The sequence below is a fragment of the Bifidobacterium tsurumiense genome (genome assembly GCF_000741765.1).
GTDB classification, from domain to species: Bacteria; Actinomycetota; Actinomycetes; order Actinomycetales; family Bifidobacteriaceae; genus Bifidobacterium; species Bifidobacterium tsurumiense.
In genome coordinates, this window is the sequence record NZ_JGZU01000015.1 from 130,115 (window position 1) to 146,580 (window position 16,466).

Consider the following 16,466-nt stretch of genomic DNA (forward strand, 5'->3'; position numbering starts at 1 on the left):
TGCAATATGCCGTGAAAACCTGTCCAATTCACCAGCATACGCATTATTGTGCCGTAGGCACGCTGGTATCAACGGACTCAACATACGATTCCAACACTTCTATAACGCTTACGACTAGGCGCGATTGCTAACGGCCACCGAATGATCCACCGCCGGAGCCTCCTGAAGACCCGCCGAAGCTCCCGCCAGAGAAGCCGCCGCCCGAACCGGAGAATCCGCCGCCCGAACCGGCCCGCTCGGACCACGCCGCTTGTTCCCAGGTAGATTTCACCGTTGCAAAGCTCGAACTCAATTGCGTACCCAAATCGGAGAATCCTCCGAATGCCGAGCCGGTGAAATTCGGAATGGCATTGCCGACACTCACCCCTGAAGTACCGCCCATATTCCATAGCATCGGACGATACATCCAATACAACATCGTGCCGCTTGCGTATTGGTCCATCCATTGCGGATCCATCAACTGCGGATTGGCCATGGCTAGCTGCTTGAGCACCTTGCCGGAAATGCCGAAGGCTGTGGCATACACCAGATATCGATCCCACAGCAGCAGATCACTGGTATCTCTGTCACTGAAATCGCTGTAATCTTCCAGATAATGCTTCAAGCCCTGCACCTGGCCTGCATAACGTTGCCCCGACCGCTCAGTGAGTCCGCGCCTGCGAGCGTACACCAGATTGAATATGGAAATGCACATCACCGGCGCGCTATATGCCAAAGACATGGCCATGCCGACACCTTGGATGAAAAACATGACACTGGCCATAATGGCAGCCAAAATGCCGATACTGCCGGCAACTCTCGCTCCAACCCCTACAGTTCGCGTGGCTCCCAACATGGCAAATTCACTGCGCACTGCGACATCAAATCGGTTATTGAGTTTGTATCCTTCATCGCCTTTGGAGAATTGAGCCTTCATATCGTCAAGGTCAAACACTCGTGAGCCTATGCTCCGCGCGGTTTTGTCCAGCATCGCGAATGCCGCCTCCTCCGAGGATGACAATGGAGGAAGCTTCTCGTCCACCTGCTTGATCACGATGGTACTGGTCTTGTTCTTCCCCTGCGATGCCATGAATGCGATATCATGAGCCGATCCATTGAGCAGATTGATGCCGGCATATTGTTCCGCTTTGCCGGGATAAATGGCAATGACACCCTTGCATGCCAATGACAGCACGGTAGCGGCCATCTGCCTGGAAGGATTGCTCCCCACCTCTTCACCAACCAAAACATTATGAAGACGACTCGCCGAAGCCGGACTCATTTCAGGAGGATCGCGCCAATACACCACATCGCCTGTGTATCGCGCCGCCCTGTTGCTGCGAATGGCCGCGACGAGCCCCCATATGGATACCACAATTCCTGTGATGGCCAACACTATCCAAATCGCCACGGTGATCGACGCTCGGCGGGATTGGGACTCATACCATTGCCGTTCCTGCTCGGTTTCGTCATCGATAATGGCCTGTTTGTGATCGACATCCAAGCTTCTGGCGACATCATGGGTTGCCGATGAATCCACCATGGCCACCAGATCGAGATGCTGCCCCGGCTTGACGTCGTATGCAGTGAATTGCAACTGACCGTTGTCGCCACGCGAAGTCTGGCCATTCCCCGCGAAATGCAGCCAAGCCCATGAATTATTCTCATTCACACCTTCGGGAAAATTCACCACGCCAGTGACTTTGCCGATAGGCACCTGATTCAGAGGCCCGAACGGCTCCCATTGGAAGGATGCCACATCACGATATGCAGTGGACGTGCCTACCATGGTCATATCGATTTCAAAAGTCAGCTCGTCTGCGCTTTCGGTTGCGGGAATATTCCAACCTATTTCGATGGTGCGGTTAGCCTCATCAAGTTTCGCATCATCGCGAACATACGGTTCTGGATTGGTGTCTGATTCGGTGACATCGGCAATATACCAATGATTGGCATACTCTTCGTTCCATGTTGATGTGCTTATGCCGGCGGGATTTTCAGGATCGATTTGTGAATATTGCTGCCCTGAAGTGATATTGGTGACGCTGATGTCGGTAATATCCATCAGATTGGTCGCTTTCAGGGTGTACTGCTGATAGAGTTGCTTCCAATATCGCGATGAGCTCTCATCACTAGAGCGCTCTTGCAAACGCATAGTGACACGCTGCTTGATGCGCAAATCCCCATTGCTTTGCATCTGCACATCGTAATGCATCGATTTGTAAACAAGATCGGCAGAATCGGACGCTCCGATAATCGCAACGAGACAGGCTCCGGCGATCACTGCAAGAACAGTGGCCATTACCGATATGACAATTGAGCGCGCCAGTCGTTTCATATTTCCTCCTACCGCCTCATTGCGAAGCCGCTATCAGGGAGCGGCAAAACTATACGATGAATATGGCCTGCGCCGTAAACCTTGGCGGCACAGGCCATATCACATCGATTAGAACTTCACCTTGGGGGCCTCACGGGAAGCCTCATCCGCCTCAAAGTATTGAGCCTGTTCAAAACGGAACAAGCCTGCGATGATATTGGTAGGCACCGTTTCCGTCGAGGTGTTGTATTTCATGACCACATCGTTGTAGAACTGGCGCGCAAAAGCGATTTTCTCTTCCAACTGCCCCAGTCGGCCTTGCAAATCCATGAAATTCTGATTGGCTTGCAGCTGTGGGTACGCTTCAGCAGTGGCCTGCAAGTTGATCAACGAGCGGGAGAGCTCATTTTCTGCTGCTACGCGCTGTGCCATGGTGGTGGAGGGATCCGAAGCCGCGGCGACCACACGTGCACGAGCCTGAGTGACCTGGGTGAGCACATTGTTTTCGTGTGCTGCATACCCCTTGACCGTTTCAACCAAGTTCGGAATCAAATCGGAGCGTTGCTTGAGCTGAACATCGATTTGAGCCCACCCATTTTTCACCTTGTTTCTCAAGCCAACAAGCTGGTTGTACATGGATACGCCCCATAACACCAGCAATACGATGACAGCGATGATAATTATTGCCACTACCATTGCGACTCCTTAATCTTCTCCAATGCAATATCTGTGTGCATGAGATGCTCTTATCATACCCATACTCCCCTTACCGAAGGCTTCCACTCCGACGCCTGCGTGCGTCATGAGGTTGGCTGAACATGCAAGAACCGGCGACTCCGAGATAATCGGAAGTCACCGGTTCTTGTAAATTCATTCGCTCGCCGAATCGCTCAGGTCATCGAAGGGGCATCCCTTTAACGCCGTCTTCAGCGAGCTAGCGCATCAGTCCTCAAACGGATCGAAGTCGCGGCGCACACGGCGGCGAGGACGCTCCGAGCGCTCTTCGCGATCAGCGCGGTACTCATCGTAATTCTCATCCGCTGCATAGCGCGGGTTGCGATCATCGCGACGGCCACGGTATCCGCGACGGTCATCACGATCATCTCGACGGCGCTCACCGCGGTCCTCACGGTCCTCGCGACGACGACGTGGACGATCATCATAATCACGATCATCATAACGATCGTCGCGATCATCGCGGCGGCGATCCTCATAACGGTCATCACGATCATCGCGGTCTTCATGACGACGACGTGGACGATCATCATAATCACGATCGTCACGGTCACGACGGCCACGATATCCGCCGCGATCCTCACGACGTTCACGGCGCTGGCCGCGACGGTCATCACGATCCGAACGCTCGCCACGGTCACGACGCTCACGTACCGGAGCGGAAGATTCCTGATCCTCGAATCCCGGAATCGCCAAGGAGATCTTGCCTCGATCGTCAACGCCCTGCACGACGACCTCAACATCGTCGCCTTCTTTGAGCACATCCTCCACAGCATCGATGCGCTCACCATTGGCGAGATTGCGAATCTGCGAAATATGCAGCAAGCCGTCGGTTCCTGGTGTCAGGTTGACGAATGCACCAAAGCTGGTGGTCTTCACAACCTTGCCGTTGTAGCTTTCGCCGGCTTCCGGCACATGCGGATTGGCGATTTGATCGATGATCTGCTTCGCCTTCTCAGCACCTTCGCCACCTTCGGAGGAGATGAACACGGTACCGTCATCTTCGATGGCGATCTCAGCGCCGGTCTCTTCCTGAATCTGGTTGATCATCTTGCCCTTAGGTCCGATGACCTCGCCGATCTTCTCAACAGGAACTGTTGTGGTGATGATACGCGGTGCGTATGGGCTCATCTCTGCAGGAGCGTCAATGCACTCATCGATGACTTCGAGAATCGTGGTACGGGCTTCCTTGGCCTGCTGCAAAGCGGAAGCCAGGATATCTGCTGGAATGCCGTCCAACTTGGTGTCCAGCTGCAGTGCGGTGATGAACTCGGAAGTGCCTGCAACCTTGAAGTCCATATCGCCGAAGGCATCCTCGGCACCCAGGATATCGGTGAGCGTCTTGAAGATATGCTGACCGTCGACATCGCCGGAAACCAAGCCCATTGCGATGCCTGCGACAGGAGCCTTCAGTGGTACGCCAGCTGCCAACAGGGACAGAGTCGATGCGCACACCGAGCCCATTGAGGTGGAACCGTTGGATCCGATGGCCTCGGACACCTGGCGGATTGCATAAGGGAACTCTTCGCGGCTAGGAAGCACTGGAACCAATGCCTTCTCAGCAAGGGCACCGTGGCCGATCTCGCGGCGCTTCGGGGAACCAACGCGTCCGGTTTCACCGGTCGAGTATGGCGGCATTTCATAGTTGTGCATATAACGCTTGGTCTGCGGGCCGGACAATGCATCCACCTGCTGCTCCATCTTGAGCATATTCAATGTGCTCACACCCAAGATCTGGGTCTCTCCGCGCTGGAACAGTGCGGAACCATGCACGCGAGGAACGATGTCAACCTCAGCAGACAGCGTACGGATATCACGCAGACCACGGCCGTCGATTCGGTAATCCTGGGTCAGAATACGGCGACGGACGATCTGGCGCTGCAATTCCTTGAATGCATTGCCGAGCTGCTTTTCCTTCTCGGCATCGTCCATATCGGTGAATTCATTGGCAAGCTGTGCGCGCACAGCTTCCTTGATCTCATGAATGCGATCCTGACGGGGCAGCTTCTCTGCAATGGAAAGCGCTTCATCCAGATCGTTATGAGCGATCTCGTCGATACGAGCATAGAGTTCGTCGGTGTATTCAGGGAAGAGCTGGAATTCCTTGGTTTCCTTGGCAGCGATCTTCTTCAGCTCATCCTGGGCTTCGCAAATCACCTTGATGAATGGCTTTGCGGCTTCAAGACCGCCTGCAACCACTTCCTCATCAGGCTTGGTCTGACCCTCATCATAAATCAAGGTCCAAGCGTTCTTGCCGGCACCAGCCTCGATCATGGCGATTGCCACATCACCATTCTCGACAACGCGGCCAGCGACCACGATCTCGAATACGGCGCGTTCGCGTTCGCTCCAACGAGGGAATGCAACCCACTGTCCATCGATCAGGGCCAGACGCACACCGGAAACCGGGCCTTCAAAGGGAAGACCGGAAATCATGGTGGAAGCGGAGGCGGCATTCAGAGCGATGACATCATATGCATCATCAGGGTTGATGGAGAGAATAGTTTCCACAACCTGCACTTCATTGCGCAAAGTGTGCGGGAAGAGCGGACGCAGAGGGCGATCGATAATACGGCAAGCCAAAATAGCTTCCGAAGAAGGACGTCCCTCACGACGGAAGAACGATCCTGGGATCTTACCTGCTGCATACATCTTTTCTTCCACATCCACTGTCAGAGGGAAGAAATCGTAGTTTTCCTTGGGGCTGGATCCAGCCGTGGTGGTGGACAGCACCATCGAATCGTCGTCGAGATAAGCGGCGACAGCGCCATCCGCCTGCTGCGCAAGCCTTCCGGTTTCAAACCGAAGCGTGCGCTTGCCAAATGAACCATTGTCAATTACGGCCTCTACGGCCTTGATTTCGGGACCCTCCACGGGTTCCTCCTTTGTTTGTTCCTATTACCTAGCATCCAAAATACTGGCCTGACATCCGGCATCCTGCTCGGCATCCATCGCGGCATACCCGGCCGCGCAATCCTCATGTCAGGTTCGTTCTTCTTATATGGTATGTGCTTCTTGCGGTCTCTTCCAGACCAGTTGTTGTGTTTCGTCCCCGCTGGCGAGACTTCCTGATCTCGCCTTGCATCGCAGCGTATTCGCATCACCCTCCGATATGCGACCGGCACTGCCACCGGCCGCATACGGCGCTACTTCTCTCACCGCATGCACATCGATATTATGCAAAAGCGCCCGACCATGCATATGGTCGGGCGAAAGCATCATTATCGACGCAAACCAAGACGTTCAATCAAGGAACGGTAACGGTTGATGTCCACGCGCTTGAGATAGTCAAGCAGACGACGACGGTCACCGACCATCAGCAGCAGACCACGACGGGAGTGGTGATCATGCTTGTGCTCCTTGAGATGCTCGGTCAGATCAGAGATACGCTTGCTCAGCAGAGCGATCTGGACCTCGGGAGAACCCGTGTCGCCCTCGTGCGTCGCGTACTTGGTGATGATCTCTTGCTTTTCCTCAGCCGTAAGTGCCACGGCTTCCTCCTTGCATCTTGCTGCGCGGTGCCGCAACCCATTGTTGCAGCGCTCTCTATCCGCGGGCGAAACACGCCAAGCTGAAAGTATATGACAAGCCATGGAAAACACTGGGAATGCCATCACAATACAATGAATCCCTGCAATCCCAACCGCCCATGGCTTGAGCAATAAGAGGCATATGGGTTATTCTCACGCTGACCTCTCGGGACTCAATCTGCCTATCCTTTGCTAAGAAAAGAGCCTATGCAACCTATTCCGGATTCGACATCCTAAGCCCGGACTCGGTTATTGCTGCACTACTCAAAGCCTGTTCTCGGTTATTGCTGCACTACGCAAAGCAGGTTCCAGAGTCCGGCTCTCTAGTTGTCGTTTGCCTCAGGTTGCTTGTCTGCAACTTGCGACTGCGATCCAGTCTGATCTTGTGACGCAGCCTCCGATTCCGACTCGGCCTCTGCTTCGGCTTTTCGCGCCTCAACAACAGCCTGACGAGCCGCTGCAGTCACTAACTTCGCTTTACGCACGGCTTCCCGGGCTTCAGCTTCAGCCTCGAGAGCCACCTGCACCTCTGCCTTGGCCTCTGCAACCGTCGGCTGCTGATCCACCAAATGCACCGGGGCCTGTTCAAAGATTTCTGTGACGTTGATATCAGGATTTTCCTCCTGAGTCTCCACCAAAGCGACTGCTTCTTCCTCGGTTGCGACAGAAGGCATGGATCCTGGAAGCGGCTGGCGTGCAGATTCCTTGAGGAATATCACGGCGACAAAACCGGCGGCAGAAGTGGCGATAACCCAGAATGCAGGGGCAAGTGCAATGCCTGTGGCCGTGACCAAAGCCTCCATAATGAAACCTGCAGTACCACCGAAAATCGCGACTGCTGCGTTATATGCAATACCCATTCCGCCATATCGGGAAGAGGTGGGGAAAAGCGCCGGCAGCGATGAAGCCAAGTTACCTACGTATAAAGCAACCGGAATGGCAAGCAGGAACAGTCCCAGCAATGTTGACCAGATCGCACCGTGAGCCATAAGCAAGAACGAAGGCACGGCAAGCACGATGGCGCTTATCGAACCGGCGAACAGCACCGTACGGCGACCGACATGATCGGAAATCCATCCTGAGAGCGGCACCATGAAGGCCAGCAATACCAAAACCGGAAGGGTGAGCAGATTGCCGTGCACAGGATCGTAATCCAATGTGGTGGAAAGGTATGTGGGCATATACGACGTCAGAGCGTATGCGGTGGTATTGGCTGCGGCGACCAGCACAAAAGCGGTCAACAGTTCTCGCCAATAATTACGCACAAGCCCCTTAAGTCCTTGCGGCTCCTCTTCTCCGAGTCGAATGGCGTCCTCAACCTCGCCAACAGCAGGCACGGGATCGGATTTGGTTGCATCACCCTCATTTGCCTGTGCTTCCACGAAGGCTGGGGTATCTTCAATACGTGAACGGAACAGCAGCGCGATAACGCCCAGCGGAAGCGCCACCATAAACGGGATTCGCCATCCCCATGATTCCATAAAGGCATCGCTGACATTGAGCTGCAGCACCGATACGAAGGCCGCACCAATAGCGAATCCAATATACGAGCCCCAATCCAGAAGCGAGGCGTAGAAACCGCGCTTCTTATCAGGAGCGTATTCAGTGATGAATGTCGTGGCTCCTGCATATTCGCCACCCGTTGAGAAGCCCTGAATGAGCTTGAGCAGAATTAGCAGTATTGGTGCGATAACACCCACTGCCGCATATGTGGGCAGCACGCCGATAAGGAAGGTCGCTCCAGCCATCATCAGCAGTGTGAAGGCCAGCACTTCCTTGCGGCCCAGACGATCGCCCAACTGACCAAGAATAATGCCGCCCAAAGGTCGGGCAATGAAGGTCACTGCGAAAACGCCGAGCGAAAACAAGTTCTGGATATGGCCCTCGACATCGGGAAGGAATACCTTGCCGAGAATAACCGCCACATAACCATAAACGCCAACGTCATACCATTCCATCAGATTGCCGACCACTGAGCCGACAATTGCCTTGCGCAATGCGGACTCCTGCACAACCGTGACATCGTCCAAACGCAGACGGCGACGGCGACGCAATAAAGCCAAGCGCCGACGTTCAGCGCGGATGGCGGCTTTTTGCTGTGCAATGCGAGCACGTTCGGCATTTTTTGCCGCAGTCCGCTCCGCCTTGCTTTGCGAAGAATTCTTATTATTTATGTTGTTTTCAGACCTTGAAGGCTGACTCATACATATCCAATCCTTGCGTGATTCGTCCTAATTCGAACCACTCGTATTCATCGTCGCAATATGCGACGGCAGCTCAACCGGCCTGTCCAAAAATGGAGCACCGCAGGCATTGCGCATCCCACACAATTCCGAGCTCAACATATGACCGCTGTGAGTTGGCATACGATTTTAGAAGGATGCAGAGACATGGGTGATGCGGAAAATGGTATTCAGTGCCATCCTTCCATGCCACCAGTGAGTTCGGCAATAGCACGGTTCACCCATTGCGCCGAGGATTATGTGCAGGGCAGACAGCTTTTATTTGTTTTGAGTGTGAACTCCGCAACGCACAGGTGTTCAATAATCAGTAACTCATAACCGCTGAATATCGCTCATGCCAAACCCAAACAGATCCAGAAGCTAATAGCAAACCGAAACCGCAGCACAGACTATTCCGCGACTCATTGTCAGATGGACAGCAATCCGCCAAAGAGCACAATCAACAGAGCGCTGGTTTCTATCACGAAGAACAAAATGAATGACGCCCAGCTTCTGGTGAGCACATTCAGCGGCGAATCCTTGCGGATCAAAACCAACAGACCGACGAATACGACCGCGTACACGGCGACTGCAAAGCCAGCGGAGATAATGCCCAGATTGGCAGCGTTCACCAGATTTGAAGAATCGCCATACACAACATATGTGGAATACCAGAAGCTCAACTTCAATAGTGAAACTCCGGCAATGAGCTGTTCCAGAGCCAAGCCGATTATGAAGACCACGCGCCACAACCAGCTTTTCGATTCCACTATCATCATCGCCAATCCGGTGAAGGCGACCACTGTCACCGTCCAAGCTATGAAAGCAATACCTTGTGGCTGGAATATGGAAATATGGGCCACGACCCACTCGGTGTGCTGAACCGCAAGCATACGTCCAAACCAATACGGGGCGATTATGGCAACCAACACCGCAACGGCATATGCCACCCACTGCAGAGGATGCGATCGGCTACGCTCGATATCAGCCAACGACAGTTCCGACGCTTCGGCAAGTGCAAGATCCTGCGAATCGACAGAAGCACTTGAACCCGTTGCAATATCGTCTTTCCATGCATCTATTGGCTGATCGACATTTCCATCCTTTGTCTGCCCAGAACGGACCTGCTGCGGGGCTGAAACCGACTGCTGATCAACCATATGCACCTCCATATTCATATCTTTTGCCTACTCTAGCCTCTTCCCACTACCCCTTGCATCATGGCCTAGCCGAATCTTGCGGGCGGATAACACCGTCACCCATAAGCACGGCAATGCTGAATGTGACCAAAATATAAGCGGTTAGCGATAAGAGTGAGCTGTGCATTGAAGCTTTGCGGCTGGCGGCATATATTTTACACATGCCTAATAAGCCGAATTTTTCGCGGCAATCACCCGAGCAACGGCAAGCGCAAATCATCGCCGTTGCTGCCAGACATTTCGCAAGGGACGGGGTGGCAGGGGCTTCCATAAGCGCCATTGCTCAGGAAGCCGGTATCACCCGTGCACTGGTATACCACTATTTCCCCAGCAAAGAGCAGCTATTCGCCGCCGTGTTGCAACATGAATCAAAACAACTTCTCATGGACACCGAGCCGGATAGCGGAAAATCCGCCCGCGACAATATCGAGCAAATGTTACGCACTATGTTCGAAAGGATCGCAGAACGCGACGGCCTGTTCCAGAAGACTTGCGATGTCACCAACCGTTTCACCTTGGACGCCATATACATGGCGTATTGCACAAATCATGCATCTCAGCAACAACGCATTCTTGAACTGCTTGACTTGGAAGACTCTGACGCCATAAGAGATCGAATCGGCGCGTGGATGGTATTTTGCGAGTATCTTGCGCATGAATCCCCCCAGAGGAACGCCAGCGAGCTCGATGAGATTATTGCACTGTGTCTGAGCACCTTGGAACACATTCTTGCGACCAAACTCGATTGAATCCTCAGGCATAGCAATTCAAATCCCTCTCCTCAAGCACAGCAACAAGCTGTCTCTCATCAACGGCACCAACATCAATCCGAAGATCATCAAGGAGTCACAATGACCTCTCCGCATCCATCCGGCGAACAGCCGCTCATCCGACTGGACGATGTGATCAAACGCTATGGTCAAGGCGATTCGGCCTTTACCGCGCTTAATCATGTATCCGTTTCCATCAACAAAGGCGAATCAGTTGCCATAATCGGCAAAAGCGGCGCAGGAAAATCCACTTTCATGCATTTGACCGCTCTGCTGGATACGCCGACAAGTGGTTCCATAACCCTCAACGGAACGAACACCACGAAGCTGTCTGCATCTCAACTTGCCAAGGTGCGCAACGATACTTTTGGATTCGTATTTCAGCAATTCTTCCTCATCACCAACGGCAGCGTACTTGATAACGTGGCATTGCCGCTCACCATTGCAGGGGTCAATCGCAGAAGGCGCGAGCGCAGAGCAATGAATGCACTCAAGTTGCTCGGGCTGGACAATAAGGCGCACAACAAAGCCAGTGATCTATCCGGCGGTCAAAAGCAGCGCGTGGTCATCGCACGTGCGCTTATCAATGAGCCGGACGTGATTTTCGCTGACGAGCCCACGGGCAATCTGGATAGCGCCACCGGTCAGGTTGTGGAGGACACCCTGTTCTCTCTGCATCGTGACCGTGGCATCACCTTGGTTATCGTTACGCACGATCCAGATCTTGCCGCCAAATGCGATCGCCAAATCACCATTGCTGACGGCCGCGTCGCCTCGGACGAAAGGAAGGCACTGTGAAAACGCGCGATCTTATTGCCACCGCAATCTCCAACACCTTCAGGAATCGTCTGCGTACCTCGTTGACCGCCTTGGCAATCGCCATTGGCGCGTTCACGCTTTCCCTGACTCTTGCTGTGAATAATGGCCTGAATTCGTATATTGACGAGACCATCGCTTCCGTTGGATCTGAAGATACGTTAACAGTGACCAAACCCACCGAAACCGTAGAGGATGGCATCGCCAAATATGATCCTGATGCCGCATCTGGAATGGAAGCAGGAGCCGCAGCCATGAGCGGTTCCGGCTCAGTGGAATTGCTGACACAGGACGATATGAATACGTTGCGATCCATCGAGGGGGTTTCTCAGGTCCATACCGTCCGCTCGGTTTCCGTGGACTATGTGCAGCTTCAAGGATCGTCGGACGACGATAGATGGGTGCTGAATATTTCTCCAGGCATTCCCGGGGTATCTCTCCCGCTTGCTGCCGGAGAACAACCGGATTTGAACTCGCAGGATCACCAAATCGTTCTGCCCCGCGATTATGTGAAAACCTTTGGCTTGGAGAACGCCTCCGAGCTCGTTGGAAAAACCGTGGAACTTGGCGTCAGCGATCCGACAGGCACAATGGAGACAGTAACCGCGAAAGTGGTCGGTGTCAGTGATCCTGTGCTGACCTCAAGTAGCGCAACCGCCACGCTAAACACCGCCCTGACCGACGCGATTTATAACGTCAGCGCAAAAGGCCTTCCCGATGATCAGAAGCAGCGATGGGCGACGGCTAGCGTAACCGTCGAAACAGAAGATGGACAGAGTATCGAAGACGCCGTTTCGCAAGTGCAACAGCGCTTGAGCGATGCCGGATACCGCGGTCAGACCATCAACGAGATTCTGGGACAATTCCGCGCATTCTTCGACGCAATTCTGATCATGCTTGTTGCATTCGCAGCAATCGCTTTGGTGGCAGGAAGCCTGGGCATCATCAACACCTTGTTGATGAGCGTTCAGGAACGGACCAGGGAGATAGGCCTGCTGAAGGCTCTCGGATTGACGTCTCGGCGCGTATTCGCATTGTTCAGTCTGGAATCAATAGTCATCGGCGCTCTGTCAGCGGCCGTAGGCATTGTGATACCGGCTGTCGCCGCCCCGTGGATTAATCATGCCTTGTCGAATGGGCCTTTGGCTGACCTGCCTGGACTGACCTTGATTTCCTTCTCACCGGGGATTATCGCTGGTGTCGCCGCCTTGATTATCGCCATCGCATTCTTGGCAGGCACACTTCCTGCAGCGCGTGCAGCCGGCAAGGATCCAATCGAAGCTCTTCGATATGAATAGGGATCTTCCACGGGAATGGTAACGAGTCCGAGATACCTTTCCCTCAGTGAATAGCGACAATGTATAACCGCACAAGATGCCCGATGGAATGATCTGCCTTTTATGATCACACCATTACTCTCAACAGGAAAGCATTTTGTGCGGTTTGGCATGCCCGCATCACATGAAGCACACCCGGTCAGGAATCCGAACCTGACTCGCATTCACATCCCGATGCGTTCAACAGCCATCACCACATGACGAGCCAAAACGGCAGTCGTCACAGGCCCAAGTCCTCCGGGAACAGGGGTGATTGCATCCACTGTTGGTTCAACATCGTCGAAGGCGACATCGCCCACTAACTTCTGGGCCTCTGAATCCCAATTAATGCCGACATCGATTATGACCTGACCGGAACTCACCGCATCCGAGCCAAGAACTCCGGCACGACCTGCTGCCACCACCACAATATCGGCACGGCGACATTCACCGGCCAGATCCTTGGTCCGCGTATGACACATAGTGACCGTGGCATTGCGTGACTGCAACATAAGCGAGACCGGTTTGCCTATCACCATGGACCTACCGACCACCGTTACGCGAGCGCCGGCCAGCTCCACCCCATAATGGTCCAGCAACGCCACAACAGCTTCAGCCGTGCATGGAGGAAATCCGGTATTCTCCCCGGCAACTACGCCATACATCGACTCATGCGTAATGCAGTCAACATCCTTTGCAGGCCTCAAATACTCACAGGCCGCACCCTCATCCAAGGTCTTCGGCAATGGGCGCAGGAGCAAACAACCGTGGATGCCGTCATTTTCATTGACCTCATGGATAGCTGCCATCAATTCTTCTTGCGCACAGTCATCAGCGAGTAAGTATTTTTGGACCTTGATGCCGACCTGCTCGCAACGCTTCACGGCACCGCGCTCATAAGCCAAGTCGTCAGCACGTTCTCCAACTCGTATTATGGCAAGAGTCGGCTCAATGCCGCGCTTTTGCAAACCTTGAACTCGCTCAATAAGTTGCTCTCTCATTGCCGCCGCAACCGGAGCGCCTTTCAACACCTTTGCCATACCTGGCTCTATTCCTTCCCACGAATTCGAGTCACTGCCTTTTCAGCCACTGTATCCGCACGTGGAATATTGGCCAACAATAAGGCATCCGCTTCCTCTTCAAGAGGCCGCGCCACCTCGTCATTCTTCAATTGCGCGGTATTGACGAAGACATTGACGCTCGCCGCCTGGAGAGCGGCACCGCATAGCACCGCTCCACAAGCCACATCCGAAAGCAATAATGTCGACACCTTGTCAGATGCCTCTTCGAGTAATGCAATTGAACGTGAACACAAGCGCATCATCTCGAGCGGCGCTTCACAGGCTTTTAAGGTTGCATTTTCGAGCAGCTCTTCTCTTCCCGGCTGGTCCTTAGGCATGGAGTACACATGAGCAAGTGGTTCAAAATTCCGCGCATCCTCATTGACCAATTGAAGTAGCTGCTGGCTTAGCGCAGTCGCAGAACCGGCAATTCTTTCAATATCGCCCTGCACCTGTGCATAGGACTTCTTGCCACTCGTGAAATGCGCTGCCATAGCGCCCAATGCCGCGCCGAGCGAACCCACAACAGCTGCGGCGCCGCCCCCTCCCGGTACCGAATGCTTGGCTGCAAGTCTTGCAGTGAATGCTTCCAAGGACAGATCGGTGAGCGCAACAGCTTGTTCTCCATCATCAACCATACGCCCGGTCTCCTTCACTTCAAGCATGAGGCCATGCACACCACTTCATGTCGTGAAAGCCACAACGATATGCGTATTGCTCACCTCACGACGGCTCCCAGTATAACGAAGAGGCGAAGCCCTGAAGCTCCGCCTCCGCATTTATGGACATCCATGCTCCGCTTTAGAACAGGCCAGTGATCTTTCCATCAGCCGTCACGTCGATATTTTGCGCAGCAGGTGCCTTGGGCAGACCAGGCATGGTCATGATATCCCCAGTCAATGCAACGATGAACCCAGCTCCGGCGGAAACCTTGAGATTGCGCACCGTGATAGTGAATCCAGTCGGGGCGCCAAGCAATTTGGCGTTGTCAGAGAAGGAATATTGGGTCTTTGCCATGCAAATAGGCAGATTGCCGAATCCCTGCTCTTCAAGCCGCTTGAGTTGCTTATTCGCTGCGGCGGTCAATTCGACGCCATCGGCGTGGTAGACCTTGGTCGCAATGGCGTTGAGCTTGTCCTTGATGCCGCCTTCAAGTTCATATCCATAGCGGAATTGTGCATTGCCTTCTTCGCACAAGCGCACGACTTCCTCGGCCAGAGCCACGCCGCCTTCAGAGCCCTTGGCCCATACTTCGGAGAGTGCCACATTGACGCCGAGTTCACGGCAGGACGCCTCGACCAGATCGAGCTCCTCTTTGGTATCCGTGGGGAATGCGTTGATGGCAACCACCACTGGCAGACCGTAGATATCCTGCATATTGCGCACATGCTGAAGCAGATTCGGCATACCGCGCTTCAGGGCTTCCAGATCCTCATGCTGCAAATCATTCTTCGGCAGGCCACCATGCATCTTCAATGCACGGACCGTTGCCACAACCACACATGCATCCGGCTTGAATCCTGCATAACGGCTCGTGATATCGCAGAACTTCTCAGCGCCAAGGTCTGCGCCAAATCCGGCTTCGGTGACCACATAATCCCCCAACTTCAAGGCTGTGGCAGTGGCCAGAACAGAATTGCATCCGTGGGCGATATTGGCGAATGGTCCGCCATGCACCAATGCTGGCGTATGTTCCAAGGTTTGCACGAGATTCGGCTTGATGGCGTCCTTGAGCAGAGCGGCCATAGCACCTTCGGCCTTCAGATCATGAGCTGTAACAGGCTTGCCATCAAAAGTCTGAGCGACCACCATTCGGCCAAGGCGTTCCTTCAAATCCATCAAATCAGAGGCCAGGCAGAATACTGCCATCACTTCGGATGCCACGGTGATATCGAAACCGTCCTCGCGCGGCACGCCCTGCATACGGCCACCCAAGCCGTCGATGATATGGCGCAGCTGACGGTCATTCATGTCGACCACGCGCTTCCAAGTGATCGTCTTGGAATCGATTCCCAAAGCATTGCCCTGCTGAATATGATTATCCAAAAGCGCTGCAAGCAGATTATTCGCAGCGCCGATGGCGTGGAAGTCACCCGTGAAGTGCAGATTGATATCCTCCATAGGGACGACTTGGGCATATCCACCGCCAGCAGCGCCACCCTTGATACCGAATACGGGACCGAGCGACGGTTCACGCAAAGCCAGAACAGTCTTCTTGCCGATACGGCTCAAGGCATCAGAAAGACCGACTGAGGTGGTGGTTTTGCCTTCTCCGGCAGGCGTTGGCGTGATTGCCGTCACCAGAACGAGTTTGCCCTTGGCTGGCTTATCGACTAAGGCATGGATATCAAGTTTCGCCTTGTATTTGCCATATTGCTCAAGCTGATCCTCATTCAACCCGAGACTTTCGGCTATGCGAAGAATGGGAAGTGCCTCATTTTCCTGCGCGATCTCAATATCAGACTTGTATGCCGCCATGTTCATATCACCTTTCGATAGCCTGCCCTACGAACATTTCCAA

The 16,466-nt window shown here is 53.8% G+C and carries 12 protein-coding genes; 3 read left to right on the forward strand and 9 right to left on the reverse strand.

What is annotated here, in order from left to right; genetic code table 11:
- Positions 1-127: 127 nt before the first annotated feature.
- The 6 genes from BITS_RS06490 to BITS_RS06520 form a co-directional block, all read right to left on the reverse strand.
- Positions 128-2,317 (reverse strand): DUF2207 domain-containing protein, encoded by a 2,190-nt coding sequence (locus BITS_RS06490; protein ID WP_026641598.1) that lies wholly within the window; start codon positions 2,315-2,317, stop codon positions 128-130.
- Between the two features lie 108 nt (positions 2,318-2,425).
- Complete coding sequence (locus tag BITS_RS06495) at positions 2,426-2,992, reverse strand: LemA family protein (RefSeq protein ID WP_026641599.1); 567 nt, start codon at positions 2,990-2,992, stop codon at positions 2,426-2,428.
- Positions 2,993-3,238: 246 nt separating this feature from the next.
- Positions 3,239-5,905 (reverse strand): polyribonucleotide nucleotidyltransferase, encoded by a 2,667-nt coding sequence (locus tag BITS_RS06500; protein ID WP_026641600.1) that lies wholly within the window; start codon positions 5,903-5,905, stop codon positions 3,239-3,241.
- A gap of 347 nt (positions 5,906-6,252) precedes the next feature.
- The gene (gene rpsO, locus BITS_RS06510) at positions 6,253-6,522 is read right to left on the reverse strand and encodes a 30S ribosomal protein S15 (protein ID WP_026641602.1); all 270 of its coding nucleotides are present in this window, start codon (positions 6,520-6,522) and stop codon (positions 6,253-6,255) included.
- A gap of 362 nt (positions 6,523-6,884) precedes the next feature.
- Complete coding sequence (locus BITS_RS06515) at positions 6,885-8,765, reverse strand: MFS transporter (protein WP_044259620.1); 1,881 nt, start codon at positions 8,763-8,765, stop codon at positions 6,885-6,887.
- A gap of 446 nt (positions 8,766-9,211) precedes the next feature.
- Complete coding sequence (locus BITS_RS06520; protein WP_238556560.1) at positions 9,212-9,943, reverse strand: hypothetical protein; 732 nt, start codon at positions 9,941-9,943, stop codon at positions 9,212-9,214.
- Positions 9,944-10,143: 200 nt separating this feature from the next.
- Here BITS_RS06520 and BITS_RS08750 point away from each other — a divergent pair, with 200 nt between their 5' ends.
- The 3 genes from BITS_RS08750 to BITS_RS06535 all read left to right on the forward strand — a co-directional run bounded on the left by BITS_RS08750 (position 10,144) and on the right by BITS_RS06535 (position 12,866).
- A complete protein-coding gene (locus tag BITS_RS08750; protein ID WP_051264297.1) occupies positions 10,144-10,731 on the forward strand; it encodes a TetR/AcrR family transcriptional regulator in 588 nt (195 codons plus the stop codon).
- A gap of 102 nt (positions 10,732-10,833) precedes the next feature.
- Positions 10,834-11,550, forward strand: a complete 717-nt coding sequence (locus BITS_RS06530) for an ABC transporter ATP-binding protein (protein WP_026641604.1) — start codon at positions 10,834-10,836, stop codon at positions 11,548-11,550.
- The gene (locus BITS_RS06535) at positions 11,547-12,866 is read left to right on the forward strand and encodes an ABC transporter permease (RefSeq protein WP_026641605.1); all 1,320 of its coding nucleotides are present in this window, start codon (positions 11,547-11,549) and stop codon (positions 12,864-12,866) included. Before BITS_RS06530 ends, BITS_RS06535 begins: the two co-directional genes overlap by 4 nt.
- A gap of 203 nt (positions 12,867-13,069) precedes the next feature.
- On the opposite strand, the gene BITS_RS06540 is transcribed toward BITS_RS06535, so the two are convergent.
- The 3 genes from BITS_RS06540 to BITS_RS06550 form a co-directional block, all read right to left on the reverse strand.
- On the reverse strand, positions 13,070-13,924 hold the full coding sequence (locus BITS_RS06540) for a bifunctional 5,10-methylenetetrahydrofolate dehydrogenase/5,10-methenyltetrahydrofolate cyclohydrolase (RefSeq protein ID WP_026641606.1): 855 nt from the start codon (positions 13,922-13,924) through the stop codon (positions 13,070-13,072).
- A gap of 8 nt (positions 13,925-13,932) precedes the next feature.
- Positions 13,933-14,583 carry a cyclodeaminase/cyclohydrolase family protein gene (locus tag BITS_RS06545; RefSeq protein ID WP_034533461.1) on the reverse strand — a complete coding sequence of 217 codons (651 nt, stop codon included), beginning with the start codon at positions 14,581-14,583 and terminating at the stop codon, positions 13,933-13,935.
- Positions 14,584-14,746: 163 nt separating this feature from the next.
- Positions 14,747-16,423, reverse strand: a complete 1,677-nt coding sequence (locus BITS_RS06550; protein ID WP_026641608.1) for a formate--tetrahydrofolate ligase — start codon at positions 16,421-16,423, stop codon at positions 14,747-14,749.
- Positions 16,424-16,466 lie beyond the last annotated feature (43 nt).